Below are 23,791 nucleotides of genomic sequence, written 5' to 3'. Positions count from 1 at the left end.
CAGCCGCCGCGCGCACTTGGCGACCTACGGGCCAAGTGCCACATAGGGGCTTCGAGACAGCAAGCCTGAGAGCACTGTAGCGGGCGGGTCGGTTCATAACCAACTCACTTCTTACTCGCCATCATATGCCCCCTTGCCTTCGTTGGTCCCCAAAAGTGAAAGTGCAGCCGATGGCTGCGCTTTCGTGTATGGCTGGCGGTTTTCATACCGCTAGGTTGGTTTCTGCGGCACCGGCTTGGGGGAAGTCCCTCTCCTAAATCCTCGATCCCCTGTCATAAATGCCTCCAGCATGTGCGGAATCAGCGTCGCCGCATCGACTGTTTCGCCATAGGTCTGCGCATGCAGCGCGGCGTAGCGGTCAAGGTCAGCCTTGAGGCTGGTCGGACACGCGAAGGTCAGCTTGACGCTCTCGGTCTTGGGCAGCGGACCCAGCCGCAGCTTGCGCGTAGTGCTCATCGTGAAGTCCCCCGATTGAAGAACAGCGGCTGATAGGGCCGCAGCACCAGATCCCGATTGACAATGATGCGTACCGGCAGACCCGGCCGCTCCGTCAAGGTTGGCTGGATATTGAGGTTGCGCCGAGTCATCTCTTGGCCAACTTGGTTCACGCTGTCCTGCAGGCTGTTGCGTCCGGCGTTGATGACGCGGTCGCCGTTCTGGCGGTTCTCCGGTGCGGCCAGTTCGGCACCGACACCCAGCAGCGTCGTCAGCGCAGCACCCGCGAAGATGCGATCCCAATGCCAATCGACGCCATCCTCCAGTCCGGAGTTGCCGGCGGGGTCGGCACCGGCCAGGTTGTCCAGCGTCAGCGAAGACGTGTCGGGCAAGATGATCCGATTCCACACCACCTGCACCCGGCTCTGCCCATAGCTCACCTGGCTGTTGTAGCGGCCGAGGATGCGCGAACCCTGTGGGATCAATACAAACTTGCCCGTGGCCGTGTCATAGACCGGTTCCGTCACGGTGGCGATCACGTCGCCCGGCAGATCGGACTTGATGCCCGTCACCAGCGCGCCCGCAATCACCGTCCCGGCCATGACCTGGTACGGTGAAGCCGGCATTTTCAGGTTGCCGGAATTACGAGTTTCCGTAGTTCCGGCTTTCAGGAACGCCTCTTTCTGGTCCTGCCGGTTCTGCACGGTGGTCGGATCAGCCGGCTGTGCTGCCGTCGAGGCTGGCCCGGCGGCCATCGGGTCGAAACCCGCAAGGCCGGACGCCGGACTGGCCGTGGCCACCTGCGTTGACGGGGCAGCGGCGCGCTGGTTGCTGGACCGGAAAAACACCGATGCCCCCGCCGCCGCTTCCGCTTCCTTGCGCTGTGCGTCGTGCTCGGTATTTGCTGGAACGTGGCCGGGCGGCGTGTAGGTGGGTGTTACTGGTTGCTGAGATTTCACGATAGCCGGACCCAAGTCACCCGGCAGCGGCGGCCCCAGCTCGGGTACTTGGGGCGGCACAGCCCGTGACAGCTTGGAGTAATCGGTCGGAAGCTGGTCCAATCCTTCCGAGCGCGACACGCGATCCACGTTGTAAAGCTCGGTCTGTTCGCCTGCACTGCGCTTGCGCGGTTGCAGCGACCACGTCGTGGCGCCCAGCACGGCCACGGCGAGACCGCCAGCCAGGATCGCCAATGTGCGCCGGCTCAGGCGCGTCACCGGGCGCGGCTGGGCGCGTAGCGCCACGTTCTCTGGCGCGACCTTTGGAGCTGCGTCGGGGACAGGCATGTCCGGGGTGTCGTTCTGGCTCATGGTCAGTTCCCCCGCGCTGTGCCCACGACCCCATCCGTGCGCTCGATGCGCACCACTTCGCCCCCATCGCTTCCCTTTCCACCGCCCAGGCGCAGTTCGGCCGCGCCAAACAGCCGATCCACGATGTAGTACGGCGGGCGGAAACGGTAGTTCACCAGTTGCCCGTCGCCTTGAGCGCCGATCACGAACAGCGGCGGCAGCTCGCCTTGCGCGATGCCAGGCGGGAACTGGATATAGACCTTCTCACCATCGTCGAAGGCGCGCAGCGGTTTCCACGGCGGTGTGCTGCCGCTGATCGCATAGCGGAAGCGAATCTTCTCCAGCGACAGGCCGGTATCGACCGGTGCGGTCGCCTGCGCGGCCTGCGCCTGGCGTTGCAGGGCCAGCATCCGATCTTTCGGATACTCCCACGACACCGAAGCCATCCAGGCACGTTCGGTCGAGGTCAGCTCGATCAGGTAGGTGCGCCGACTGGTGGTGATGACCAGATTGGTCTTGAGGCCCGAGCGGATCGGCTTGACCAGCACGCTGACGCGCAGCGCATCGCCGGTGCCGCTAGAGGTGTCGCCGACAATCCAGCGCACCGTATCGCCGGCGGCAACCGTCACCAGTTCCTCGCCGGGTTGGAGAGAGATCACCGTAACCCGCCCCGGCGCCGCATAGACCTGATACAGCGCGCCATCGGTGAAGGGCCAGACCTGGATGGCGTTGACGTAGCCCTCGCGTGTGGGCGCAATGCGCGCCTCGGCATTGGCACGCGAGACCCGGAGCTTCTCATCGGCGGGTTCAGGTGCAGCCTTGGTCTCGCCTCCCTCCGGCAACGGTTTCATCTGTGCCGGCATCGGCAGCACCTTCGGCACCTCCACCACTTCAACCGGTTTGGGCGGTTCGGGCAGCGGCTGGGCCTGCACTGGCTCATCGAGCGAGATGGTCGGTGGCGGCGTGCCCTTCGTGGCGCAGCCCTGCAACGACAGAACTGACGCTGCAAGCGTCAGCACGAAAGCGTAAAAGCGGAAAGACGGGTTCATGGCTTGGCTCCTTCAGAGGCATCGAGTTCGCGGCTCCACGACAGTCCGTTGACGTAGATGCCCAATGGGTTCTTGCGCAAGCGCTGCTCGGTGCGCGGGGTTTGCAGGACGGTGGAAATCACGGCATTCCAGCGCTCGGTGTCGGCCGGCGCGCCATTGACGAAGCGCTGTTCGGTCCAGCGCACGTTGAACGACGCATCGCTGGCGCGCACAACGCTGGTGATCTGCACCGTGACCGACTCCTTGCCGATGCGAGCGAATGGGTCATGGGTACGCGCGTACTCGTTGAGCACGCCCGCGCCGCGGTCGGTGGTGTAATCGTAGGCATCGAGCCAGTTCTGCCGCACGACGATGGGGTCAATCGACAGCGAACGAACCAGCACGACGAAGTGCGCCAGGTGGTAAGCGATCTGCGCATCGTTCGGCCGGTATGGCGTGGCCGCTTCGCCAACGGCGCGGACCTGTCCGGCCTGGTCCACCTCCACTACGTAGGGGGTGACGATGGACTGTGCGGAGCGCCAGACCAGCCCACCGGCCATCAGCAGCGCGAGCGACAGGCAGCCGAAGGCCATCAGCCGCCAGTTCTTTGCCTGTACGCGGGCCGAGCCAATGCGCTCGTCCCATACCTGCGCGGCGGATTGGTAGGGAGTGGCAGGCTGCGGCGTATCGGCGTAGCGCACCTGCGGTCGTTTGAATCGCATGGTTTGTTCTCCTTATGAATGGCTTCAATCGTCGGAACTGTTCAAACTCGGGCCGCTGCTCGAACCACCGCCGTCGCCTCCGCGCAGCGTGTGGGCGGCGGTCGTGGCGGCATGGCTGATCTGCTGGCGGCGATGCAGACGTTTGGCCCAGGCTGGTTGCGCCTGTTGCTGCGGGTCGGCAGCGCCGGAATTGGCTTCGTTGGCGATGGATTGGCCTGATGCGGCGGCGCCTCCAGATGCCGGCCCCGCCTCGTCGGAACGGAAGGCGGATGCCGCGCGCTCCTTGAGCGAGCGCATCCCGGCGGCGGCCTTTTGTCCGACGGCTTGCGCACCGGTCCTGGCAACATTGCCCACACCGGCAGCGGCACCTTTGAGACCACCACCGGCCGCTGCGGAACCTGCTTGATAGGCCGAGCGCGCGCTGCTTGCGGTCGAGGCAGCGGCACGCGCACCATTGCCAGCCATCTTGGCTGCGGCGGGTGCCATGCGCGCCCCAGCCACCACCGCGCTACCCACCCCGGTTGCGACGGCGCCGACTGCAGCAGCCGTACCGGCCGCGCCCATCGCTGCACCCGCCATCGCACCGGCGCCTAGCTGCGGCGCCCCGGACACGAGGCCGGTGGCAATGCCGGGACCGAAGATGCCTAGTGCGAGCATGGCGAGCGAGGCCAGCATCACCACCAGCGCGTGGTCCACGGAAGGTTCATTCGGCGTGACCTGGAACTCGGCGAACAGGCCCGTTCCAATCCCAACGATCACGGCCAGCACCAGTACCTTGATGCCCGAGGACACCACGTTGCCGAGCACCTTTTCAGCGAGAAAGGCGGTCTTGTTCCAGAGCGCGAACGGCACCAGAACGAAGCCGGCGAGCGTGGTCAGCTTGAATTCGATCAGCGTGACGAAGAGCTGCACCGCCAGCACGAAGAAGCTGATGATGACGATCAGCCAGGCGAGGAACATCACTACGATGGGCGCGATGTTGATGAACACCTCCGGGAACCCGGCCATCTCGCTGATCTGTTGCAAGATGGGCGCAGCCGCGTCGATGCCGGCTTTGGCGAGGCGCCCCGGTTGCAGGAAGGTCGCCATGGTCAACGTCGAACCGGAAGCCGTCAGGCCGAGGCCGGCGAAGGATCGGAACACGATGCTGGAGAGCCAGTTGAAGTTACCGATGATGTAGGCGAAGGCGCCGACGTAGAGCACCTTGCGCAGGAGCTTGGCCATCACGTCTTCGCCCTGGCCGGTGGCATGGCCCAGCGCCCAGTAGAGGCCGGCCAGGGTCATGTCGATCGCCACCAGCGTTGCGGTCAGGAAAGCGACTTCACCGTGCAGCAGGCCGAACCCCGAGTCGATGTACGTGGAGAAGACGTTGAGGAAACGGTCGATGACGGAGACGTCGTTCATGGCCGCATCCGTCAGTTGCCGTAGAAGTTCACGGACTGCGGCGTGTATGCCGTGCCGCTGCCGAGGAAGCGGCGCGTCACTTCGCGCCCACGCTCGACGGCGGCGGCTTGCCTCGCCAGTTCCAGCGAGGCCGCGCGACCCTGCGTGAGTTGGAGCTGCTGTGTCTGGATGGACTGCTTGGCTTGCAGGGCCAGGAGCTGATTGGTGGCCTGCATGGCCTGCAAGGCGCCGGTGGCCGATTGACTCTGATCGACCAGATCGGCCAACACGCCTTCATCCTGGTTCAGGTTCTGCGACACCTGCGCCTGCATGCGCATGGCGGTCTGCAAGCCCTGGAGCGTGTTTTGCCAGCGCTGGTGTGCGTCCTGGAACATCCGGTTGCCGCTCACGCTGGCGGCGTACTGCTCCGGGTACAGTTGCGCGAACTGCTGGTCCATGTTCTGGATGTCGAAGGCCAGTCCCCGTGCCTGGGTGATCAGTTGCCGCGTGGTGTCCAGGTTGCTCCGCAGGCGATTGACCACGTTGAACGGCAGGCTTGCAAGGTTGCGGGCCTCGTTCATCAAGGATTGCGCCTCGTTCTGAAGCTGCTTGATCTGGTTGTTGATCTGCTCCAGCGTGTGCGCGGCAGTCAGGATGTTCTGGGCCAGATTCGTGGGGTCGATGACGACCCATTGCGCTTGGGCAACCGGCATGACACCGATCAAGGCGGCGGCAGCGACGGCAAGAAGACGTATTTTCATGGCGAAACCTCCAGAGGTTGGGAAGCAAGGAAGGACGCGGCCGAGGGAGCGGACGGCAACAGGTCGGCCGCCCAATCGAGGCCGCGATGGCGCAGCCAAGCACCTGCGAAGCCCGGTGTTCCGGCATCGCGCAGCACGTTGTCGATAGCGCGTTGGTCTTGAGGCGTCGAAGCGCCCGCAAAGGCGAGCGTGACCGGCCCGAGGTCCAGGTCGAACAGGCGGTTGCCCAGACGCGACTGGTAGTAGTAGTCGCGCTTGGGCTGAGCGGTGGCGACGATCTCGATTTGCCGACTGTTGAGCCCGAAGCCCTCGTAGATCGTGCGAATCTGCGGCTCGGTGGCCTGCGGGTTGGGCAAGAAGATGCGGCTGGCGCAGCTCTCGATGATCGCGGGCGCGATGGTCGAGTCTTTGATGTCGGCCAGCGACTGCGTGGCGAAGATGACGCTGACGTTCTTCTTGCGCAGCGTCTTGAGCCACTGGCGAATGCGCGCCGCGAATACCGGGTCGTCCAGGAACAGCCAGGCTTCATCGAGGATCAGCAGTGTCGGTGCGCCGTCGAAACGCTCATCGAAGCGCGCGAACAGATAGCCCAGCACGGCCAATACTGCGGCCTTGCTGTGCATCAGTTCCTCCATCTCGAAGCCCTGAACGTCGCCCGCGCCCAGCCGGTCGCTGTCGGCATCCAACAGCTTGCCGTGCGCACCGCCGAGCACGTAAGGCGCGAGCGCCTGACGCAGCACGTTGGATTGCAGCAGCACCGACAGGCCGGTGAGCGTGCGCTGCTCCACGGGCGCGCCCGCAAGACTGACGAGCGCCGACCAAATGGCCGCCTTCTCGTCTGGGCCAACCGCAATGCCTTCTTGCCGCAGGCGACCTTCGACCCATTCGGCAGCCCAGGTGCGATAGCCCTCCCGGTCGATGCGCGCGAGCGGCTGAAACGCAATCGCACCATCGGCACCGAGGTCGTAGTGCTCGCCGCCCAGTCCGAGAATGGTGGCGCGCATCGAGCGCCCCATGTCGAAGGCGAAGATACGTGAACCGGGATAGCGGCGGAACTGCATCGCCAGCGTGGCCAGCAAAACCGATTTACCCATGCCGGTCGGCCCGGCCACCAACGTATGCCCCACGTCGCCGATGTGCGTCACCAGCCGGAACGGCGTGGCGCCCTCAGTACGCGTCACGATCAGCGGCGGCCCATCGAGGTGGTCGTTCTTCTCCGGCCCGGCCCACACCGCCGACACCGGCATCAGGTGCGCGAGATTCAGTGTCGAGACGATGGGCTGGCGCACATTGGCGTAGGCATTGCCCGGCACCGAAGACAGCCAGGCCTCCACGGCGTTCAGCGTTTCCGGGATCGTGACGAAGCCGCGCCCCTGGATGACGCGTTCCACCATCCGCAGCTTCTCGTCGGCTGCGTTGGCGTCGGCATCCAGCACGGTCACGGTCGCGGTGACATAGCCGAAAGCGACCTGATCGCTGCCCAGCTCCTGCAAGGCCGAATCCGCATCGGCGGACTTGTTGCTGGCATCGGTATCGACCAGCGGGCTTTCCTGCTGGAAGATGGTTTCGCGCAGCAGCGCGAGGACATTCTTGCGCTTGGCGAACCACTGTCGGCGCAGGCGGCCCAACTCCTTTTCGGCCTCGGCCTTGTCCATGCACAGGAAGCGCGTGCTCCAGCGGTAGGCGAAACCGAGCCGGTTGAGGTCGTCCAGAATCCCCGGCCAGGTCGAGGTCGGGAAGCCGCGCACCGTCACCACACGCAGGTGCTGGTCGCCCAGCATGGGCGCGAGACCGCCGACCAGCGGTGCATCGGCCAGTAGTGCATCGAGATGGAACGGCACCTCCGGTACGCCGATGCGGTAGCGGTGTGTCGAAACGGTCGCATGCAGGTAGGTCAGCGTCTGGCTGTCGTCGAGCCAGTCGATCTCCGGCATCACGCCGTCCAGCAAGTCGTAGATGCGGTCGGTTTCGGCGACGAAGGCCGATAGGCGTTCGCGCCAGTCCACGCCTTGCGTGGGGGTGTTCTCGTAGAGCATCTTGGCCGCCCGTGCGCGCGATTCTTCCGGCGGCAGGTATTGCAGCGTGAGGTGATAGCCGCTCTCGAAGTGGTGACCAGATTCTTCGAAGGTCGCGCGCCGCTCCTCATCCACCAGCCAGGACAACTGCTCCGGGAAATCCGAGTGCGGATAGTCCGCTGCAGGCCGGCGTTCGGCTTCGACGAACAACGCCCAGCCAGAGCCAAGCCGACGCAGTGCGTTGTTCAACCGTGCCGTGGTGGCAATCAGCTCGCCCTGCGTGGCGCTGTCCAGGTCCGGCCCACGAAAGCGCGCCGTGCGCTGGAAACTGCCATCCTTGTCCAGCACGACACCCGGTGCGACCAGCCCGGCCCAGGGCAGCCAGTCGGCAAGCAAGGCTGGGCGCTGGCGGTATTCGGCGAGGTTCAACATGGCATGGTCCTCACACGTCCAGCAGCGGTTTGTGCTTCAGGTGCATGGCAAACACCTGCATGAACTGCGGATCGACGCGCGCGCCCCACATCGCCAGCGAATGGCCGACGATCCAGAGCACCAAACCCGGAATCCATAGTTGCAGGCCCAGGCCCACGGCGGCAGCCAGCGTGCCATTGGCAATCGCCACGGTGCGCGGCGCACCACCCAGCAGGATCGGCTCGGTCAGCGAGCGATGCAGCGGAATCTCGAAGCCCGGCAGGTCGTTGGCCGTGCTCATACGACAGCCCCGCCGGAGAAGCTGAAGAACGACAGGAAGAACGAGGACGCGGCAAACGCAATGGACAGACCGAACACGATCTGGATCAGCTTGCGAAAGCCTCCTGATGTGTCGCCGAAGGCCAGCGCTAGGCCCGTCGAAATGATGATGATGACGGCGATGATCCGCGCCACCGGCCCCTGGATGGAGTCGAGGATGGATTGCAGCGGCCCTTCCCAAGGCATCGAGGAGCCGGCCGCCTTCGCGGTGCCTGCCATCGTCAGCATCGCAGCGGCCAACAGCAGGCCGTGATGGACGGGCTCGGCAAGCCGGCGCAAGCGAGTGAAGATCGAAGCCGGATTTACAGAAATACGGAAAGCATGGGCATACGTCATGGCAGGTCTCCAGAGGGGTTGGGGGAAAGAGAAGGAACGGCGGAAGGAACGATGGAAGACAGCGGCAGCAGCTCTGGGAATGGCGTTTCCTGTGCGTCCGCCAGGCCATCGACGAGCTGGTACCCAGCACCGTCGAAGCCGGTGACACGGGCGATGGTTTCGATGCGGCGCTTGCGGCCACGGCCGACGATGAACACGACGACGTTCACCGCTTCGGCGATCAGAGCGCGCGGCGGATTCACCGCGACTTCGAGAACCAACTGCTCCAGGCGCAACAGCGCGCCCAGCGCGGAGCCGGCGTGGATGGTGGCGATGCCGCCAGGGTGACCGGTGCCCCAGACTTTGATCAGATCCAGCGCCTCGCCGCCGCGTACTTCGCCGACCACCACGCGGTCGGGGCGCAGCCGCATCGTGGCGCGCACTAGCTCAGTCATGGACACGACGCCCGCACGCGTGCGCAGCGGCACGTGGTCGCGGGCAGCGCATTGCAGTTCGATGGTGTCTTCGAGCACCAGCACGCGGTCGCCGGTGAAGGCAATCTCGGCGAGCAAGGCATTCGCCAGCGTCGTCTTGCCAGTGCTGGTGCCGCCGGCGATCAGGATGTTCTGCCGCTCGCGCACCGCATGGCGTAGGAATTCGGCCTGTGGGGCGGACAGGATGCCGTCGGCCACGTAGCGATCCAGGCCGATGATGTTCACGGCCCGTTTGCGTAGCGCGAAGGCAGGCCCCGGTGCAGCGGGTGGCAGAATGCCCTCGAAGCGTTCGCCCGTCTCGGGCAACTCGGCGGTCAGGAGCGGTTGGCCGCGATGCACTTCCGCACCGACGTGTGCTGCGACCAGCCGGATGATGCGTTCGCCGTCTTCTTCAGACAGTTCCACGCCCAACGGTGCGCGGCCGGAGGACAGGCGATCGACCCACAATGACCGGTCGGGGTTGAGCATGATTTCCACCACGTCCGGGTCTTCCAGCGCGGCGGCGATCACCGGCCCCATGGCCGTGCGCAGCATGCGGATGCGCCGGTCGAGCGATGTGGCGGAAAAGGATTCCGGTTGCGCGCTCATGAGGCACGCTCCTGGGCTTCGGCCAAAGCTGCCGCTTCGTCCAGCCGCGCAGAGTCGGGTTGAAGTTCCTCCACCACGTCACGCACCAGACTGCGCCCACGCATCAGGTGGCGGCCGAGCTGTTCGACGAACTGCTCGAAACGCGCCTTGCCTTGGGCGCGGGCCGCTTCCTGATGCGCCTCGGGAACCGGCGTGCTGACGGTCAGGAAGTAGCGAACGAATAGCGCCAGCGTCTCGATCTCAATGTTCTGATCGCGCTCCAGCCGCTCGAACTGGCGTGACAGTCGATCAAGTCGTTTAGCGATGGCTGCCTCGCGCTGATCGCCTGCGTCGGGCGACAACCAGGACGCCAGTGCCGCCGCGACGATGGACGACTTGGACACGCCTTTTTTGGCGGCCAGCTCGTCCAGGCGCTTCGCGTGCTCGGGCGGAATGAACAGGTTGAGGCGGTATTGGCTCATAGCTGGATTCCATCGTCGGGGTCGAGGGAGGCCAGCCGGGCCGTGCGCTGCATGGCCGGGTCGAGCTGGCAAGGAAGCGGCAGCGGCAAGTCGTCGTCATCAAGCAGTGCCAGGTCGTTGCTGGCAGGCTCCTGTTCGGGGTGGTACTCGGTGACTTCAGACAGCTCCGGCTGACGGCGTGGCCCGCCGTCATCGGCGGTGCTGGTTTCGCCGTCGTTCAAGACCGTAGCGGCAGGTGCTGTTGGTACGGTGGGGATTGCCAGACCACTCCAGTCATCGGGCTGCCGAGGCGGTGCGTCGGCGTAGCGACTGGCTGCCAGCACGGGCGGCGGCAGTACGCGCCGCTTGAAGTTCACGTCGGCGTAGTAGCGCAGCTTCTTGGCCTTGATCGGCGCCACGCTGGACACCATCACGACGGCCTCGTCCGGCGGGAGTTGCATCACCTCGCCTGGCGTCAGCAATGGCCGCGCCGTTTCTTGCCGCGACACCATCAGGTGACCCAGCCACGGTGCGAGCCGGTGTCCTGCGTAGTTGCGCTGGGCACGCAGTTCCGTGGCAGTACCCAGCGTCTCGGAAATCCGCTTGGCGGTGCGTTCGTCGTTGGTGGCGAACGTCACCCGGACATGGCAATTGTCGAGGATGGAATGGTTCTGGCCGTAGGCTTTGTCGATCTGGTTGAGCGACTGCGCGATCAGGAAGCTGCGAATGCCGTAACCGGCCATGAAGGCCAAGGCCGTCTCGAAAAAATCGAGTCGGCCCAGTGCGGGGAACTCGTCGAGCATCAACAGCAGTTTGTGGCGCCGCGCGATGCCGTCGCTGCCGTCGAGCGATTCGGTCAGGCGCCGACCGATCTGGTTGAGGATCAGGCGTACCAGCGGCTTGGTGCGGCTGATGTCGGACGGCGGCACGACCAGGTACAGCGATACCGGATGCTTGGCCGAAATCAGGTCAGCGATGCGCCAGTCGCAGCGCGAGGTGACTTCGGCCACGGTTGGATCGCGGTACAGGCCGAGGAAGGACATGGCCGTGGACAGCACGCCCGAGCGCTCGTTGTCCGACTTATTCAAGACCTCGCGTGCGGCCGAGGCGACGACGGGGTGCGGCTTATTTCCCTGATCTGCGCCAAGGTGCCGCGTCGTCATCATGCGATGCAGCGTTAGCTCGAACGGGCACGCCGGGTCGGACAGGAAGTTGGCAACGCCGCGCAGCGTCTTGTCTTCACCTGCGTAGAGCACATGCAGGATGGCGCCGACCAGCAGCGCGTGCGAAGTCTTCTCCCAATGGTTGCGGCGCTCCAGCGCGCCTTCCGGGTCCACCAGGATGTCGGCGATGTTCTGCACGTCGCGCACCTCATGCGCGCCGCGCCGGACTTCCAGCAGCGGGTTGTAGGCTGCTGACTTCGCATCGGTGGGGTTGAACAGCAGGCAGTGCGAAAAGCGCGAGCGCCAGCCAGCGGTGATGGTCCAGTTCTCGCCCTTGATGTCGTGGATGACAGCGGACGCTGGCCAGGAGAGCAGCGTTGGCACCACGAGGCCGACGCCCTTGCCGGAGCGCGTCGGTGCGAAGGTCAGGACATGCTCCGGGCCTTCGTGTCGCAGGTACTGGCCGTCATGCAGGCCGAGGAAAACACCGGCAGGCTGATTCAGTCCGGCTTTGCGAATGTCGGTAGCATCAGCCCAGCGCGCCGAACCGTAGGTCGTGACCAGCTTCGATTGTCGCGAACGCCATACCGACATGCCGATGGCAACAACGACAGCGACCAAGCCGCTGCCGCCTGCAATCGCACCGCCGATGTCAAAGACATGCGGCGCATAGGCATCAAAGAAGAACCACCACTCGAACAGCCGCCAGGGGTGATAGACCGGCGTGCCGAAGAAATCGAACCAGGGCGAACCCAGGCGTAGTTGGTAGCCCAGGGCGGCGGCTGTCCATTGTGTGGCACCCCACACGCCGGCGATCACGATGCTGAAAACAACGGCGATCTGCCCGAACAGCACACCCTGACCTTGCATCCTGTCCTCCGATTTCTCCCACATGGCGAGTGGCACGAAGACGTGCCGTTGTCATCAGGATCGGAGGTGGAGCAAGGCCGGTCAAAGACCGTTATCGGGACAAATGCGCTTCAAAAAGCATCAATTCATGCAGGTGAAAAGCCAATATAAACGCCGCAAGCAAAGGCGTGTTGCGGCGTGCCGAGAAAATAAATGCAATTCCGTGGTGTGTCGCCCACGATCAGAACTTGGGTTGCTCCTTCAGCGGCGTGTAGGGTGTTTTGCCGCCGCCGAGAAAACGTCGGCTCGTCGCCTCGGCCACTCGGTTACAGAGTTCATCGCCAAGTCTCACGCGGTCCGTCTTGCATTGCTGGCGCAGTGTCTTCAACCGTTCAGGATTGGCAGCGAGAGATTCGACCGTTTCAACTGGCGCCGAGTTGTTGCTCGCTGCGGGTGGCTCGGGTTTTCCGCAAGCGACCAGCATTGCGGTGAGCAAAAGTGGGATGATTTTTTTCATGGCTCGTTTTCCTCCGGTGCGTCGGTGGATGGAAATGATGTCGATGCGCTGTCATCAAATTCTTTGACAGCACGCGCACGCTCAATGAAACGAGTCGTCGTTTCCAAGGGGTCTTCTTCCAGGCGCAGCAGGTAGGTCGTGAGTACCTTAGAACGACCGGCCAAAGGCCGCGCCACCACTTCCGACTCACGGCATGTGACCACATGTGATGCTCCCGCCAATCCAAGGGCAAAGCCAGCTGACACCAGCACCATCATCAAATCATATGACGCTACTCGTTCTGCGATTAGGGGTTCCTGATCTGCTTGGCGCAATATCCGATCTACTTGACGCACGTACCCTTCGCATATTTGTGGATCACCCAAAACGAGCGGGTAGCGCAGTACTTCATCCAGAGGGATTCGTTTGTAAGCGAGCAATGGGTGCCTTGCGGGCACGACCACCATGAGAGGATCTCTCCAAACCGGTTCGGCGATGATGCGTTCGCCGACTTCATCGGATTGGGCAAATCCCACATCATAGAGATCGTCATGCAGCCCCCGTATTTGCTGTGAAAGCGGTACTTGAGACAGACGAATCTCGACCTCGGGTTCTTCCTGCCGGCACAGTGCCAGGAAGGCAGAAAAGCGCGCAGTTGAAATGCCATCTGACAATGCGACGCGCAATTGATCGTGATAGCCGTTAGCAGCAGCTTTTACGCTGTCGCGTGCCTGCTGCATAGCTGTGAACACGCGTGGAACATGTTCTAGGAATAGATTTCCCGCACGGGTCAACTTCGTACTGCGCGTAGTACGGGCGAACAGCACCACACCCAGTTCTTCCTCTAAATCTTTGATCGCGCGTGACAATGGGGATTGTTCAATATGCAGTCGTTCCGCAGCTCGCGCAAAATGAAGTTCCTCAGCCACGGCAATGAAACAGCGAAGATGACGGATTTCCATGCTCCTCCTTTGGCGCACTTGACGCGATCAAAGCGCGATCAGTTCTAGGTCATGCGGTTGTAACCTGCCCCGAGCGTCATACAGCGAAAGCTATGCATCAATACAAGCATTAGACTCTCGCCTGAGGAGCGTAGCGATTGCCGCCGTATTAGCATTACGACAGGAGGCGGAGTGCGAACCTCTCTTGAGCAGCTCCTTTGACTATGTATCCGCAGAATTACTGTTGGTACATACGTGCAATAGACACCTCTCCCTTTAAATAGAGTCGGTTCGCATCCACTCGGCGCGATGCAATCGAGCAAACGGTTACGCGGGCTGGAAGGAAAGTTTCAGCTCGGGATACCACTCATCGGTAACGGTCGCGATGAAGCGCCCCAAGTTTGGCAGCGTGCGTGCGAAGTCTGTAATTTCTGGGTGCATGCCACGCGCTTGGAAAAACGCTTGGGTGAAGCCGAAAACAACCGCGTCATAAGAGCTAGGACGATCATTGCCTAGCAGGAAGCGCTTGTCGCCAATGAGGATGTCAATAGCTGCTAGGTCCTTCTTTGCCTTATCGATGATCTCGGCCTCAGTAAAGCGCGCAATGCCTTGGTCGAAGCAGCGCTTGCGGAAGTCTTCCCGACGCACCCGCAAAGCTTCCTGGATCTCGGCAGGCAACGCCATAGGATCGCCGACCATAGTCTTCATGAGGAAGTCCCAACCGCCTTGGTCAAAGAACTCGTAGTAGATGATGACCCAGTAGAGGTGATCTTCAAGCGTGCCCTGAACCATTTGACCCAAGGCCTTCTGCTCGGCAGTCAGCTGGGCATCGGGGTCGCCTAGGGTTCGTTTGAGATAATCGATGATGAGTCCGCTGTCAGCAATTTGCGTATCGCCGACGCTGATGAAGGGCACTTTGCCGCGCGGACCAACGTCAGGGACGGGCACAGCAACGAGCTCGTGTTTGACACCGAAAATTCGGAAATAGGCTTGAAGTTTCGAGGCGAAGGGTGACAGGCTGGCTACGTAAGACGCCAAGTCATTTTCAGCGAGCGGGATCGCGTGCAGCTTGAGGACGGTGTCAGCGCCGATGTGGAGGGCGCCATAGGGATTCTGGTAGACGGGATACTGTTTCATATTTAACTCCATGGGCAAAAAATCGTAAACATAGGTCGCCGGAGATACTTCCGGCGGGAGGGCGCGACGGATTTAGGTAATGACTCCAAGTCGCGATTTATGTACTATATCGAACATAAATCAAACGATCAAGGATTATTTGCGAAATGGTACAAAAAACAAAGCAGGAGGCTCCACGCCCCCGCGGACGCCCGCGAAAGTTTGACGAGACCGAAGTGGTTGAGCGTGCGCGTGACGTGTTCTGGAACTATGGCTATGCAGCGAGCTCACTGGATGATCTCGCTGCGGCGACCGGGCTAAATCGCCCAAGCCTGTATGCGGCGTTCGGCGACAAGCATGCGCTCTACTTGCGCGCGCTTCAGGAAAACAGGATGTGGTCGGTAGAAGGAATTCGACAGCGCATGGCTAGCAGCGCGCCGTTGCGTGAAGTGCTCCGCGACTTTCTTATCGAAGCGGCGGAGAGCACACTGGCGGGATCTATGGGCGCGCGGGGATGCTTCGTCATCTGTACAGCGGTCACTGAGTCGCTTCGCGATCCCAATACGCGCGCGGTTGCGGCGGGCTATGTTGCGGATGTTGACCGTGCTTTTCGCGAGCGCTTCGAGCGATCGAAGGCCGAGCTGAATGGTGGTGTCGACCCGACCTCTGCTGCCGTCGTCGCTTCGGCGATGCTGCAAACGCTGGCTGTGCGTGCACGAACGGGCAGTGGACGCGAGGAATTGGCCGGCATTGCGGACGCCGCTGTCATTGCGATCTGCGGTCGGATCGACGCGGGAGCTGGATCGTGAGGACGGCGGTATTCGATGCGGTCGGTGACCTCACCGACCGGCGAACAGGCAAAAAACGCTGTACGGATCTAACCAGACTGCAGCAAGATGCTTAACTAACTCCACGTCCTCGCTGACCACCAATTTCCCAGGAGACACTACTCCCTCGCACCGTTGCTGTAATCTGCTGTCCTAATCGCTGTTCGATTGCGAGCCTCCACGGCACCAGGCTGAACCCTACGCCGTCGTCGAGCATTGCGTAACGCCCACTGGCCAGCATGACGCTGCGCCGATACGTACCAGCTATACGCTGACCCTCGACCACCGGACGATGCTCCAAACCAGTTTCCGTCGCTATGTCCTGCGCAGCCTTCACCAGCTCGCGCCCGCGTAACGTCGCCAAGAGGTTACGTGCCAGGACCACGCGCTGACCGTGACGTTCGGCCAGTCCCTGTTCGGTCAAGAACTCGGCGCGCTCACACAGTGCGTCCTTCACCTCGGCGCCAAAGCCCAGGTCTCCTAGTCCCTTGCCCCCACCGATCAACTGCTGATCCAGCCAAGTCGCGCCGACTACGCGGGTCTGCCGTTCAATCGGCAAGTGCGATTTCAGCTCCACCGCCACGCCACCGCCCAGGCGCTGCGTATCGTACTGGCGGCCTTGGTCGGCCAAGTCACCAGGCACGCGCCAGACGCCTTCGGCAACGCGCTCCACGATGCCGGCGCGGCGCAGGGCTTCGAGTCGACGCACGTGCGCCGCCACCACCTCACGCGGATCACGGTCGGGCTTGGCCTGACCTTGCGCGACGGCCAAATGATGATCAGTGCGATACACGCCATCGACGGCCAGCGCGACGATGTTGCGGTCAGCAGCGCGCATGTCGACCGAGCCTTTCACTTCCACCACGGCGCCGGTCGGATATTGCTCCAGCTCAGAGCGTGGCGGTAGCGCGACGTAGTGCGCCTTGCCGTCCGTGCCATCAACGATCAGATAGCCTTTGTCGTACAACTCGTCGGCCAGTCCCTTGCCGACGACGCGACCGACGATTGAGCGGCCATCCTCGCCGGGTTGGAATACGGCCAGATCGCGTTGCTTGCCGCTCATGGCGCGCTGCATGGTGCGGATGATGTCGCCGCGCTCGCCCATGGCCCGCAGGGTCGGCTCGGCCTCGGCGTGGATAGCCCATGTACCGGTCTGCTGTTCGGTCGCCAAACCCATACGCTGCAAGTGCTGCAGGCGGCCGATCAGCATTTGACGCTGGCGTTGCAGCCGGGGTTCGGCCAACGTCTCCGGCAGCACCAGACCGTCTTTGGCCTCACGCTGCAAGGTGCGATCCAATCTCGTCCACCGCTCCTGGTCGACTTCGCGCTGCGTGGCGCGCTCGATCTCCAGTTCGGTGCGCGGCCCCAGCCATTCGTTTGCCAGTTCGGCAGCCCGGTGGCGCATCCCCTCGGCAATGTAGTCGCGGGAAATGATAAGGTCTTTACCGGTGTCGTCCTTTCCGCGCAAGACGACGTGGGTGTGCGGGTTGTCGGTGTTCCAGTGATCTACCGCCACCCAGTCCAGCCGGGTGCCAAGGTCGGCCTCCATGCGCGCCATCAGGTGCCGGGTATAGGTGTGCAGGTCATCGAGCTGTTCGGCGTCCTCCGGCGAGATGATGAAGCGGAACTGGTGACGATCCTCGCGCCCACGCTCCTCGAAAGCGGAGGTATCCGCCGCGTCGGTCGCCGGGCCGTAAGCCTGACCCGGCCCGCCCTCACGATCGACTCCCTCACGCTCGATGTAGCGCAGGTGTGAGGCAGTCGAACGCGGCCCTGCCTTGGGCAGATTAACCAGTCGTGTCTTGATGGTCACACGCCGCGCGTTGGCTGTGAGTGAGGCTCCGGCAAAGCGGGCCGCGACGTGGCCGCGCCCCAGCCGGGAACCGGGCCGATGGCCGACTTTGCCGACCGTCTTGCCGAGCTTGGCACCGGCCTTGTTGGTCTGGCGTAGTACCTTGCTGATGAAGGCGTCGCCACGCTGTTTCGGCACGCCAGGCCGCAGCTGGAAGCGCTCGTCGTCTTGATTGCTCATGCGGTGCCTCCATCGAAGACCAGCGCAGCCAGGAGGGCAAAGCACGCGCCTTCGCCAATGCAGATGCGGCATTGCGCACTCTCGCGGCACGCTGCCGCCTCTTGGCGCGTGCCGCGCCACCCCCACGTGCAGACAAGGTTTTCAAGCGGCCATGTGCCGCGACCTTTTATCTTGCCTTCCGCCTTTGCCCTTCGCTTTCGCTCTGGGCGTTGGCGGTCCGGCGGTGCTGCGCTGCCCGCAGCCAGCCCACCGGCGAACGCAGCCACGGCCACCGGCCGGGTGTGTTCGAGGCAAGACGCCTGCACGTAGGAGGACGGCGCTGGAGGTTGCGCGAAGTGCGGTGCACGATACGCAGGATCGGCACCAGCACTGCACGCACAACGACACGGCGACGACCAGCGGAACGACATGCCGGATGGCACGATGAAGTGCACGGAAATGTGCAGCGAATCGGCGGCCATCATGGACGTGTTTCCAACCAGATCGGATGCGCAACACCGATCACCGTGGATGCAGCAACCGGCCCGAAATAGCGGCTGTCAAACGACGCCGGATTGGTCACGCTCAACAGGAACAGCTCGCCCGGTGCGAGGCGGCGGCATTGCTGCCACGACGGCAGCGGACGGCCCAGTCGGTCAGTTCGCAGCACAGCGGCCGAAAGCACGCCGTCGATGCGGACGATGCCGCCCGCGATGCACACTTCCTGCGGTGCAATCGCACCCACGCGCTTGAGCAATGGAACGCGCGTCGGCAGATAGCCGCGCTGCGCAGCCAGCACGCCGGCCTCGGCCGGCGGCGGCACAAGCACAATGCTGTTCACGGACAACGGACTTGGCAGCGAGTCGGCCTGGTGGTCGAGCAGATCGACGCGATACCAGCCGACCGCTACGCTGTCGGACGGGTTGTAGGTCAGGCGTGGCAGCGGCCGCATGTGGTCAGGAAGGAAGGACGCGCAGGCCAGCGCAGCGAGCCCGCAGGCGGACAACGCCGCCAGCACGAGGTGAGCGCGCCTGCGCGAGAGAGGATGCGGCGTGGTGCCAGATGTGGAAAGCACCGTCATGACAGCGCCCTCCCTGCCAGCCAGGCGGCATGCCGCTCGGTTGTGTAGGCTGGCAGCGGTAAGCGTGCGGCGAGCCGGTTGCCCAGCGTGCGCCAATACGCGGGCGACACGTCGGCGGGCACGATGCTTTGCGCCTCGATGGCGTCGAGTTGCGCCAGCACGGCGCGCACGGCGAGTTCTCCCTCGGCGTGCAGCAGCAGGCGCGCGCCGGGCAGCACACCGGGGATGCGCTGCGCCGCATCCAATAGAGTGCAAGCCTGCATCACCATGAGCTGCCAGCGCACGGTACCGTAGTCGTTGGCATGCCAGCGGATACGGCAGAACACAGCGCCCGGCGGGAACATCGCGACGCGCCGCCAGCGGTCGAGCCGGATCGTACGCATCGGTTCGCCGAAGCGCAGATAGATATCAATGCGCTGCTCAATGTAGGCCAGCGAAACGCGGGTCAATGGTGCAGTGCCGGCTCGGCCAACGAGTTCTGCGAGTGAAGTTGGTGGTGCAACCGTGCCTGGCAAGGCGTGAGCATTCATGGTGTTCACTCCGTAGAAACTTCCGGGAATTCGCGCTCCAGCAACGCGCGCAGCAGTTCGGCCACCGTCACGCCCTGCGTGAAGGCCGACACCTTGATGCGCGCACGCATCGCGGGCGTGATGTCGAGGGTCAGGCGTGCGGTGTAGAGGTCGCCTTTCTGGATGTCGTTGGCTTCCCCCTGGCGAACCCACGCCTCTGCGTGCGGGTTCGCTGGTGGCCGTACTCCGATGCCGACGCGCTTGCTGCTTGTTCCAGTCATGTCGGCCACCGCAGCAGTTCATCGACCAGTGCGGTGATCTCGCGCGCGGCCGCACTGTCTGGCGCCGTTTCACGGGCGAGCCGCCCGGCAGCTACGCTGTCGGCGAAGGCGATGCGCTGGTGCACTTCCGAACGCAGCGCAGGCAGCGGCTGGTCGGTCAATGCCTGGCGTGCTTCGCGGCCAATGATGGTCGTGCTGACGCGTCGATTGATGACGAAGGCTGCGCGCAGTGCTGGTCGAAATACCTGTGCCTCGCGGATCAGCGCCACCATCTCGGCCGACGCCCACAAGTCATAGGGGCTGGGCTGCACCGGGATCAGCACACGCTCGGCTGCCAGCAGCGCCGAGCGCGCCAGCGCGGCGATACGTGGCGGACCATCGATGACGACGTGATCGGCCCTGCGTGCCAGTTCGGGGGCTTCCTGGTGCAGCGTCTCGCGTGCGAGGCCTACGGCGCTGAACAAGCGTGGCAAGCCCTGCTGTGCTCGCCGCTGCGTCCAGTCCAACGCCGAGCCTTGCGGGTCGGCATCCAGCAGAACGACTTGCTGGCCGCGCATGGCCAGCTCTCCGGCGATGTGTGTAGCAAGCGTGGTCTTGCCCACGCCGCCTTTCTGATTGAGCAAAGCGATGATCATGACCTGGCCCTCCTTTCTGGAAAGCCGGCTTTTCTTCCCTGTGAGCAGGGCCGTTTGGCAGTTTTCCACCGAAACGGCGCGCTGTTTTTATTAGTTAAAGAATTTAAGTTAGGGAAGTTAGAGGGACTGGAAACCCGCACCGTTATTGGGTTTTCGGCGGTTTCGCACGCCTGATAGCACGATAGGGACACGCCCGATAGCACGATACCCGGCACGCCTGATAGCACGAGGCCATTCACAGTTTTTCCACCGGTTATCCCCGTGCCGTCCGAAGCACGGGCCGGAAAGTCAGCAGTTCGGCCCCGTCGTCCGGCATCCGCTCGATGCCCAGGACGTAGCCCGGCATCGACTGCCGCGCCACCAGCGCGCGTAAGTCGCAGGCGAAGTCGTAGGGCTTCGCCGTGCTGCCCGATTTGCGGTGCAGGTGTTTGAAGTCGAACTGCCAGCCACCCGGCTGCTTGCCGCCGTGCTTGCGCACCAGGCGGTACAACCAGCGCTCGATGCCACCCGTGAGCTTGAAATAGGCCGGGTCGATGGTCAGCACCAACGCAGCATCCATCACGCCGACAAAAAACCAGTCCGGCAGGATCAATTCGATGCCCAGCGGAGTGCTGCGGGCATCGGCCAGTTCCTTCCATTCGTTGATCCACGAGAAGCGATGTAGGCGCCGCCCGGTCGTCTCGCGGATGGAGGTGGCTACCGTGGTCGATTGCAGCCGATCCAAGGCTGCTTTGAGGCGCTGATAGTCGCGCAGTGACGTACCGCGTCCGATGAAGCGCAGGATCTCGTAGGGCGTGGCGCGCATGAGGCGCGATGGGCGAATGCCCGCATCGCGCGCTTCCACGATCTGGCTGGCTGCCCAGATCAGGATGTCGGCATCCCAGATCGTGGCGATACCGTGCTCCTGCGTTCCCTCCACGCGGATCGTCACGCCGCCGGCGCGGAAGTCGATCGGCTGGACGCGCTTCGACTTCGCCAGCGAGAAAAACGGAAAGGCCATCAAATCCTGGCTGTCGCGCGGCGCCATGTCGCCCGGCAGCGCGCGGAACAGATCGAGCTGTTCCCGCTCCTGCGCTGGCCGCTGCCCCGATGATCGGGGTGGCAGCGATGGGCTGGACATGGAGATAGCCACCGGCGAAGCGCCGATCAGCGCGCACGGCTGTCGGCCGAGTGGTGCTCGGCGTATTCGGGATCGGACGTGGCCTCGAAGCTGCGCTGGTCGGCCCAAACGTCGAGGTCGGCCACCGCGTACATGACGCGACGGCCGAACTTGCGGAAACGCGGGCCGCCGCCGATCACGCGCTGCTTTTCCAGCGTGCGTGGCGACAAGCGCAGGTATTCGGCGGCCTCGTCGTTGGTCAGGTAGCGTTGGGGTTGTGCAGCAGCAGCGGATTTCTGCTGCGTGGCGGGCGCGGCAGCAGGCCGCAAGGGAGCGGGTCGCATCGGGTAAGCCTCCATCGGTTAGGACAGTCCAGCCGCACCGCGCGGCCAGATGGAGGCAGTCTCAAGAAAGCGATGCGTCTCGTAGAGGGTCGTTTTGCGGGGGATGCAAAACGACCCTGCTCAATTCATTGGAGTTGCGCCAAGCGGCGATACCCACCGCGCATCAGGCCCTGGCCGCGTCGCACCAGACGGCGCACGCGGGAACGCAAGCCGCCATCGGCATACCAACCGTGCACGACGGCATCGGTACCGAACAGGCCTTCGGCGACCTCACGCAAGGATGCCCCTGCCAGGTTGGCGTCGAGCGCCTGCAAGGTGTGCAGCTCCTGCAACGCAGTTGGCGCAGGCCGGGGCCGAGCCGCTGCCGCAGGCGTGGTTTCGGCGGCTACGGCCAGCTTGTCCAGTTCGGTCCGGAGCGTGCAATGGCGTGCACAAGGCATGTTGCACGCGCGGATGGCATAGACGTAGGCCATGCCATCCTCCAGGCTTGGCGCCAACGTCAGGCGCAGGCAGCAGCCGGGCCAGCGCGTGGCGAGCATCAGGCGTCGGCCATCGTGGACCAGGTGTTTTTGACCGGGAATGCGCCACAGCTCGAACGCGATGGCATCCGGTGGCGGGTCGATGTCCGGGTGAAGCTGCGCGGTGCAGGGATGGCCGGGAAGCCAGGCCGGATGCGCGTCGCGCGCATCCAGGGCCGGGTCTTCCAGCATGCGCAGCCCCCAACTTTGGGCAGCCTCCAGTTGGCGGCGACGGTGTAACCAGTCGTGGCGGTAGTCGGGATGCCGGCGCAAATACTCCCAGGCCAGTGCCAGGTCATCCAGGTGCAGCACGTAGAGATACGCGGCAGTGGGATACCAAGGTTCGGTGCTTCGATCAGTCATGACGCAACCTCCTGTTGGGCAGGGATCGTCGCCACGGTTCTTGGTACGCAGGAGCTACACCATCGAAACCTCAACGCGCACCCAGCAAAGAGATACACTTAAGTTGTAACGAGCGGTGTCAAGACTAATTGGCTCCGAAGTTTTATGTGAACTGTCCGAATGCGACGGCTGCATAACCCTGAAATGGGGTACAGCAGAGGAGACCCTGCCGCAAGTCTTGCTGTGCGTCATGTCCTTTTCGGTCAGGGCGCGTCGCCTTGCCGCAAGAGTGGCGATTTAGATCGCCAATGTCATAAATAAGACCAAAAAAGACACAATGCGCCGCAACGGCCTGTGTCTGGATGGCCCGCGCTACGGGGCCATGCGGCTCGATCAGTCGGGGATCGAACCGTCGATCTGCGCCAACTGGACATACTCCGATAGCGGCCGCGATGCTCGGAAATACAGATCACGTCGGATGGGCTGCTGATGCGGCCCGACGATGCCTGCCAAGTCGGACAACTTGACCGTCCCCAACTCCGGCATGCCGATGCCGAGATCAATGAGGCCCCAGGCCGTATCATCATCAGCCGGATCGAGCGCAGCCAGCAACCAGGTTGCGTGCGCATCCGGCGTGAACAGCCGCACCACGGGTTTCGGATCGATGCCCCGATCTGCCGCACGTGCTTGGCCGTTGGCGAGCAGTTGCGCTCGCTCGTCGGCGGTGATGAGAGGCTGGATCATGGTCAGGAACCCCGCAAAACCGAGAGTGCACGAAACCGCTTTTGCGCGAAAGCGCAGAAGCACCGAACCGGATGGGTGCTTTCGTGGGTAAACACAGATACGCAAGCCGTCGAATCCGTACTGACACAGAAATGCAAAAGCGGAATTGTGGAAGTCAGGCAAGACACGGATACGGTTTCCCGGTTCTGTTGAAATCCGCCGATACGGGTTTCCGTACAAGCACGGATGCGGACGACACTCCAACCAATGAGTTAAAGATAACGTGGTTTTAATTGTCTCGAAATTGGACGCTTCTGTCTATGCAGAAGCGATCCATCCAACCCGGTCGGCCGACCGGTGCCACCACCTTCGATGCCGAATTGGCGCAAGCCTTCGGCGCGGCGGTGCGCGCACTGCGGGCGGAACGCGGGATCGCGCAAGAGTTGCTGGCGAATCTAGCCGGCATCGAGCGTTCCCACATGGGAAAGGTCGAGCGCGGCGAGCACATGCCCACGCTAGCGATCATCTTCAAGATCGCCGGCGCGCTTGAATGCAGTACCTCGGTGCTGATGACCGAAACAGAAAGCCAGCTCGCGGCGGCCCGGTCGTAGGTTTGCCGTGCAGAGCACGGCTGCC

Annotated in this window: 27 protein-coding genes; 2 read left to right on the top strand and 25 right to left on the bottom strand. The window is 63.4% G+C overall.

Going from position 1 to position 23,791, the window contains the following annotated elements:
* Positions 1-210: 210 nt before the first annotated feature.
* The 15 genes from IG609_RS01760 to IG609_RS01690 all read right to left on the bottom strand — a co-directional run bounded on the left by IG609_RS01760 (position 211) and on the right by IG609_RS01690 (position 14,806).
* Positions 211-456, bottom strand: coding sequence for a DUF2274 domain-containing protein (locus IG609_RS01760; protein WP_193400996.1), 246 nt, complete (start codon positions 454-456; stop codon positions 211-213).
* The gene (locus IG609_RS01755; RefSeq protein ID WP_193400998.1) at positions 453-1,745 is read right to left on the bottom strand and encodes a TraB/TrbI/VirB10 family type IV secretion system protein; all 1,293 of its coding nucleotides are present in this window, start codon (positions 1,743-1,745) and stop codon (positions 453-455) included. Before IG609_RS01755 ends, IG609_RS01760 begins: the two co-directional genes overlap by 4 nt.
* Positions 1,746-1,747: 2 nt before the next feature.
* A complete protein-coding gene (gene trbG, locus IG609_RS01750) occupies positions 1,748-2,773 on the bottom strand; it encodes a P-type conjugative transfer protein TrbG (RefSeq protein ID WP_193401000.1) in 1,026 nt (341 codons plus the stop codon).
* Positions 2,770-3,474, bottom strand: a complete 705-nt coding sequence (gene trbF, locus IG609_RS01745; protein WP_193401002.1) for a conjugal transfer protein TrbF — start codon at positions 3,472-3,474, stop codon at positions 2,770-2,772. Before trbF ends, trbG begins: the two co-directional genes overlap by 4 nt.
* A gap of 24 nt (positions 3,475-3,498) precedes the next feature.
* Entirely contained in the window at positions 3,499-4,878 is a 1,380-nt protein-coding gene (trbL, locus tag IG609_RS01740; RefSeq protein ID WP_193401004.1) for a P-type conjugative transfer protein TrbL, read from the bottom strand.
* A gap of 11 nt (positions 4,879-4,889) precedes the next feature.
* Entirely contained in the window at positions 4,890-5,618 is a 729-nt protein-coding gene (gene trbJ, locus IG609_RS01735) for a P-type conjugative transfer protein TrbJ (RefSeq protein ID WP_193401007.1), read from the bottom strand.
* A complete protein-coding gene (trbE, locus tag IG609_RS01730; protein WP_193401009.1) occupies positions 5,615-8,065 on the bottom strand; it encodes a conjugal transfer protein TrbE in 2,451 nt (816 codons plus the stop codon). Before trbE ends, trbJ begins: the two co-directional genes overlap by 4 nt.
* 10 nt (positions 8,066-8,075) lie before the next feature.
* Positions 8,076-8,345 (bottom strand): VirB3 family type IV secretion system protein, encoded by a 270-nt coding sequence (locus IG609_RS01725; RefSeq protein WP_047748479.1) that lies wholly within the window; start codon positions 8,343-8,345, stop codon positions 8,076-8,078.
* Positions 8,342-8,719 carry a TrbC/VirB2 family type IV secretion system protein gene (locus tag IG609_RS01720; protein WP_193401011.1) on the bottom strand — a complete coding sequence of 126 codons (378 nt, stop codon included), beginning with the start codon at positions 8,717-8,719 and terminating at the stop codon, positions 8,342-8,344. The genes IG609_RS01725 and IG609_RS01720 overlap by 4 nt, the downstream gene beginning before the upstream one ends.
* Entirely contained in the window at positions 8,716-9,780 is a 1,065-nt protein-coding gene (gene trbB, locus IG609_RS01715) for a P-type conjugative transfer ATPase TrbB (RefSeq protein WP_193401013.1), read from the bottom strand. The genes IG609_RS01720 and trbB overlap by 4 nt, the downstream gene beginning before the upstream one ends.
* Positions 9,777-10,241 carry a ribbon-helix-helix protein, CopG family gene (locus IG609_RS01710; protein WP_193401015.1) on the bottom strand — a complete coding sequence of 155 codons (465 nt, stop codon included), beginning with the start codon at positions 10,239-10,241 and terminating at the stop codon, positions 9,777-9,779. Before IG609_RS01710 ends, trbB begins: the two co-directional genes overlap by 4 nt.
* A complete protein-coding gene (locus IG609_RS01705) occupies positions 10,238-12,253 on the bottom strand; it encodes a conjugal transfer protein TraG (protein WP_193401017.1) in 2,016 nt (671 codons plus the stop codon). Before IG609_RS01705 ends, IG609_RS01710 begins: the two co-directional genes overlap by 4 nt.
* A gap of 220 nt (positions 12,254-12,473) precedes the next feature.
* Positions 12,474-12,749, bottom strand: coding sequence for an EexN family lipoprotein (locus tag IG609_RS01700; RefSeq protein ID WP_193401019.1), 276 nt, complete (start codon positions 12,747-12,749; stop codon positions 12,474-12,476).
* Positions 12,746-13,690 (bottom strand): LysR family transcriptional regulator, encoded by a 945-nt coding sequence (locus IG609_RS01695; RefSeq protein WP_193401021.1) that lies wholly within the window; start codon positions 13,688-13,690, stop codon positions 12,746-12,748. Before IG609_RS01695 ends, IG609_RS01700 begins: the two co-directional genes overlap by 4 nt.
* 306 nt (positions 13,691-13,996) lie before the next feature.
* On the bottom strand, positions 13,997-14,806 hold the full coding sequence (locus IG609_RS01690; protein ID WP_193401023.1) for a glutathione S-transferase family protein: 810 nt from the start codon (positions 14,804-14,806) through the stop codon (positions 13,997-13,999).
* A gap of 146 nt (positions 14,807-14,952) precedes the next feature.
* On the opposite strand from IG609_RS01690, the gene IG609_RS01685 reads away from it, so the two are divergent.
* A complete protein-coding gene (locus IG609_RS01685; protein WP_193401025.1) occupies positions 14,953-15,594 on the top strand; it encodes a TetR/AcrR family transcriptional regulator in 642 nt (213 codons plus the stop codon).
* A gap of 91 nt (positions 15,595-15,685) precedes the next feature.
* Here IG609_RS01685 and IG609_RS01680 read toward each other — a convergent pair whose 3' ends face one another.
* The 10 genes from IG609_RS01680 to IG609_RS01635 form a co-directional block, all read right to left on the bottom strand.
* Complete coding sequence (locus IG609_RS01680) at positions 15,686-17,644, bottom strand: relaxase/mobilization nuclease and DUF3363 domain-containing protein (protein WP_193401027.1); 1,959 nt, start codon at positions 17,642-17,644, stop codon at positions 15,686-15,688.
* Positions 17,641-18,108, bottom strand: coding sequence for a hypothetical protein (locus tag IG609_RS01675; RefSeq protein ID WP_193401029.1), 468 nt, complete (start codon positions 18,106-18,108; stop codon positions 17,641-17,643). The genes IG609_RS01680 and IG609_RS01675 overlap by 4 nt, the downstream gene beginning before the upstream one ends.
* Positions 18,105-18,704: a S26 family signal peptidase gene (locus IG609_RS01670; protein ID WP_193401030.1), complete on the bottom strand. Its 600-nt coding sequence runs from the start codon at positions 18,702-18,704 to the stop codon at positions 18,105-18,107. Before IG609_RS01670 ends, IG609_RS01675 begins: the two co-directional genes overlap by 4 nt.
* On the bottom strand, positions 18,701-19,234 hold the full coding sequence (locus IG609_RS01665; RefSeq protein WP_193401032.1) for a DUF2840 domain-containing protein: 534 nt from the start codon (positions 19,232-19,234) through the stop codon (positions 18,701-18,703). The genes IG609_RS01670 and IG609_RS01665 overlap by 4 nt, the downstream gene beginning before the upstream one ends.
* A 5-nt stretch (positions 19,235-19,239) precedes the next feature.
* Positions 19,240-19,494 (bottom strand): chromosome partitioning protein ParB, encoded by a 255-nt coding sequence (locus IG609_RS01660; protein ID WP_193401034.1) that lies wholly within the window; start codon positions 19,492-19,494, stop codon positions 19,240-19,242.
* Complete coding sequence (gene parA / locus IG609_RS01655; protein ID WP_193401036.1) at positions 19,491-20,129, bottom strand: ParA family partition ATPase; 639 nt, start codon at positions 20,127-20,129, stop codon at positions 19,491-19,493. The genes IG609_RS01660 and parA overlap by 4 nt, the downstream gene beginning before the upstream one ends.
* 253 nt (positions 20,130-20,382) lie before the next feature.
* The gene (locus IG609_RS01650; protein WP_193401038.1) at positions 20,383-21,249 is read right to left on the bottom strand and encodes a replication initiator protein A; all 867 of its coding nucleotides are present in this window, start codon (positions 21,247-21,249) and stop codon (positions 20,383-20,385) included.
* Between the two features lie 26 nt (positions 21,250-21,275).
* Positions 21,276-21,572: a helix-turn-helix transcriptional regulator gene (locus IG609_RS01645; RefSeq protein ID WP_193401040.1), complete on the bottom strand. Its 297-nt coding sequence runs from the start codon at positions 21,570-21,572 to the stop codon at positions 21,276-21,278.
* Between the two features lie 125 nt (positions 21,573-21,697).
* Positions 21,698-22,453, bottom strand: coding sequence for a DUF2285 domain-containing protein (locus tag IG609_RS01640; RefSeq protein WP_193401043.1), 756 nt, complete (start codon positions 22,451-22,453; stop codon positions 21,698-21,700).
* 372 nt (positions 22,454-22,825) lie between these two features.
* The gene (locus IG609_RS01635) at positions 22,826-23,176 is read right to left on the bottom strand and encodes a DUF2958 domain-containing protein (protein WP_193401045.1); all 351 of its coding nucleotides are present in this window, start codon (positions 23,174-23,176) and stop codon (positions 22,826-22,828) included.
* Between the two features lie 299 nt (positions 23,177-23,475).
* Between IG609_RS01635 and IG609_RS01630 the strand changes: the two genes are divergently transcribed.
* Positions 23,476-23,766, top strand: a complete 291-nt coding sequence (locus IG609_RS01630) for a helix-turn-helix domain-containing protein (protein ID WP_193401047.1) — start codon at positions 23,476-23,478, stop codon at positions 23,764-23,766.
* Positions 23,767-23,791 lie beyond the last annotated feature (25 nt).

Origin of the sequence: Pectobacterium quasiaquaticum, assembly GCF_014946775.2 — a bacterium.
In the GTDB taxonomy this organism is placed as follows: domain Bacteria; phylum Pseudomonadota; class Gammaproteobacteria; order Enterobacterales; family Enterobacteriaceae; genus Pectobacterium; species Pectobacterium aquaticum.
The sequence above is the reverse complement of the archived record's forward strand: the minus strand, read 5'-3'. Positions and strand labels throughout refer to the sequence as shown.

Excerpts from the sequence above, each read along its gene's own strand:
- IG609_RS01665 (WP_193401032.1), bottom strand. The coding sequence starts at position 19,234 with ATGAATGCTCACGCCTTGCCAGGCACGGTTGCACCACCAACTTCACTC.
- IG609_RS01685 (WP_193401025.1), top strand. The coding sequence starts at position 14,953 with ATGGTACAAAAAACAAAGCAGGAGGCTCCACGCCCCCGCGGACGCCCG.
- IG609_RS01680 (WP_193401027.1), bottom strand. The coding sequence starts at position 17,644 with ATGAGCAATCAAGACGACGAGCGCTTCCAGCTGCGGCCTGGCGTGCCG.
- IG609_RS01660 (WP_193401034.1), bottom strand. The coding sequence starts at position 19,494 with ATGACTGGAACAAGCAGCAAGCGCGTCGGCATCGGAGTACGGCCACCA.
- IG609_RS01725 (WP_047748479.1), bottom strand. The coding sequence starts at position 8,345 with ATGAGCACGGCCAACGACCTGCCGGGCTTCGAGATTCCGCTGCATCGC.
- IG609_RS01635 (WP_193401045.1), bottom strand. The coding sequence starts at position 23,176 with ATGATCCAGCCTCTCATCACCGCCGACGAGCGAGCGCAACTGCTCGCC.
- trbL (WP_193401004.1), bottom strand. The coding sequence starts at position 4,878 with ATGAACGACGTCTCCGTCATCGACCGTTTCCTCAACGTCTTCTCCACG.
- IG609_RS01755 (WP_193400998.1), bottom strand. The coding sequence starts at position 1,745 with ATGAGCCAGAACGACACCCCGGACATGCCTGTCCCCGACGCAGCTCCA.
- IG609_RS01705 (WP_193401017.1), bottom strand. The coding sequence starts at position 12,253 with ATGCAAGGTCAGGGTGTGCTGTTCGGGCAGATCGCCGTTGTTTTCAGC.
- IG609_RS01695 (WP_193401021.1), bottom strand. The coding sequence starts at position 13,690 with ATGGAAATCCGTCATCTTCGCTGTTTCATTGCCGTGGCTGAGGAACTT.
- IG609_RS01700 (WP_193401019.1), bottom strand. The coding sequence starts at position 12,749 with ATGAAAAAAATCATCCCACTTTTGCTCACCGCAATGCTGGTCGCTTGC.
- parA (WP_193401036.1), bottom strand. The coding sequence starts at position 20,129 with ATGATCATCGCTTTGCTCAATCAGAAAGGCGGCGTGGGCAAGACCACG.
- IG609_RS01670 (WP_193401030.1), bottom strand. The coding sequence starts at position 18,704 with ATGACGGTGCTTTCCACATCTGGCACCACGCCGCATCCTCTCTCGCGC.
- IG609_RS01650 (WP_193401038.1), bottom strand. The coding sequence starts at position 21,249 with ATGTCCAGCCCATCGCTGCCACCCCGATCATCGGGGCAGCGGCCAGCG.
- trbE (WP_193401009.1), bottom strand. The coding sequence starts at position 8,065 with ATGTTGAACCTCGCCGAATACCGCCAGCGCCCAGCCTTGCTTGCCGAC.
- IG609_RS01645 (WP_193401040.1), bottom strand. The coding sequence starts at position 21,572 with ATGCGACCCGCTCCCTTGCGGCCTGCTGCCGCGCCCGCCACGCAGCAG.
- IG609_RS01710 (WP_193401015.1), bottom strand. The coding sequence starts at position 10,241 with ATGAGCCAATACCGCCTCAACCTGTTCATTCCGCCCGAGCACGCGAAG.
- IG609_RS01675 (WP_193401029.1), bottom strand. The coding sequence starts at position 18,108 with ATGATGGCCGCCGATTCGCTGCACATTTCCGTGCACTTCATCGTGCCA.
- IG609_RS01760 (WP_193400996.1), bottom strand. The coding sequence starts at position 456 with ATGAGCACTACGCGCAAGCTGCGGCTGGGTCCGCTGCCCAAGACCGAG.
- IG609_RS01690 (WP_193401023.1), bottom strand. The coding sequence starts at position 14,806 with ATGAAACAGTATCCCGTCTACCAGAATCCCTATGGCGCCCTCCACATC.
- IG609_RS01640 (WP_193401043.1), bottom strand. The coding sequence starts at position 22,453 with ATGACTGATCGAAGCACCGAACCTTGGTATCCCACTGCCGCGTATCTC.
- IG609_RS01720 (WP_193401011.1), bottom strand. The coding sequence starts at position 8,719 with ATGACGTATGCCCATGCTTTCCGTATTTCTGTAAATCCGGCTTCGATC.
- trbB (WP_193401013.1), bottom strand. The coding sequence starts at position 9,780 with ATGAGCGCGCAACCGGAATCCTTTTCCGCCACATCGCTCGACCGGCGC.
- trbJ (WP_193401007.1), bottom strand. The coding sequence starts at position 5,618 with ATGAAAATACGTCTTCTTGCCGTCGCTGCCGCCGCCTTGATCGGTGTC.
- trbG (WP_193401000.1), bottom strand. The coding sequence starts at position 2,773 with ATGAACCCGTCTTTCCGCTTTTACGCTTTCGTGCTGACGCTTGCAGCG.
- IG609_RS01630 (WP_193401047.1), top strand. The coding sequence starts at position 23,476 with ATGCAGAAGCGATCCATCCAACCCGGTCGGCCGACCGGTGCCACCACC.
- trbF (WP_193401002.1), bottom strand. The coding sequence starts at position 3,474 with ATGCGATTCAAACGACCGCAGGTGCGCTACGCCGATACGCCGCAGCCT.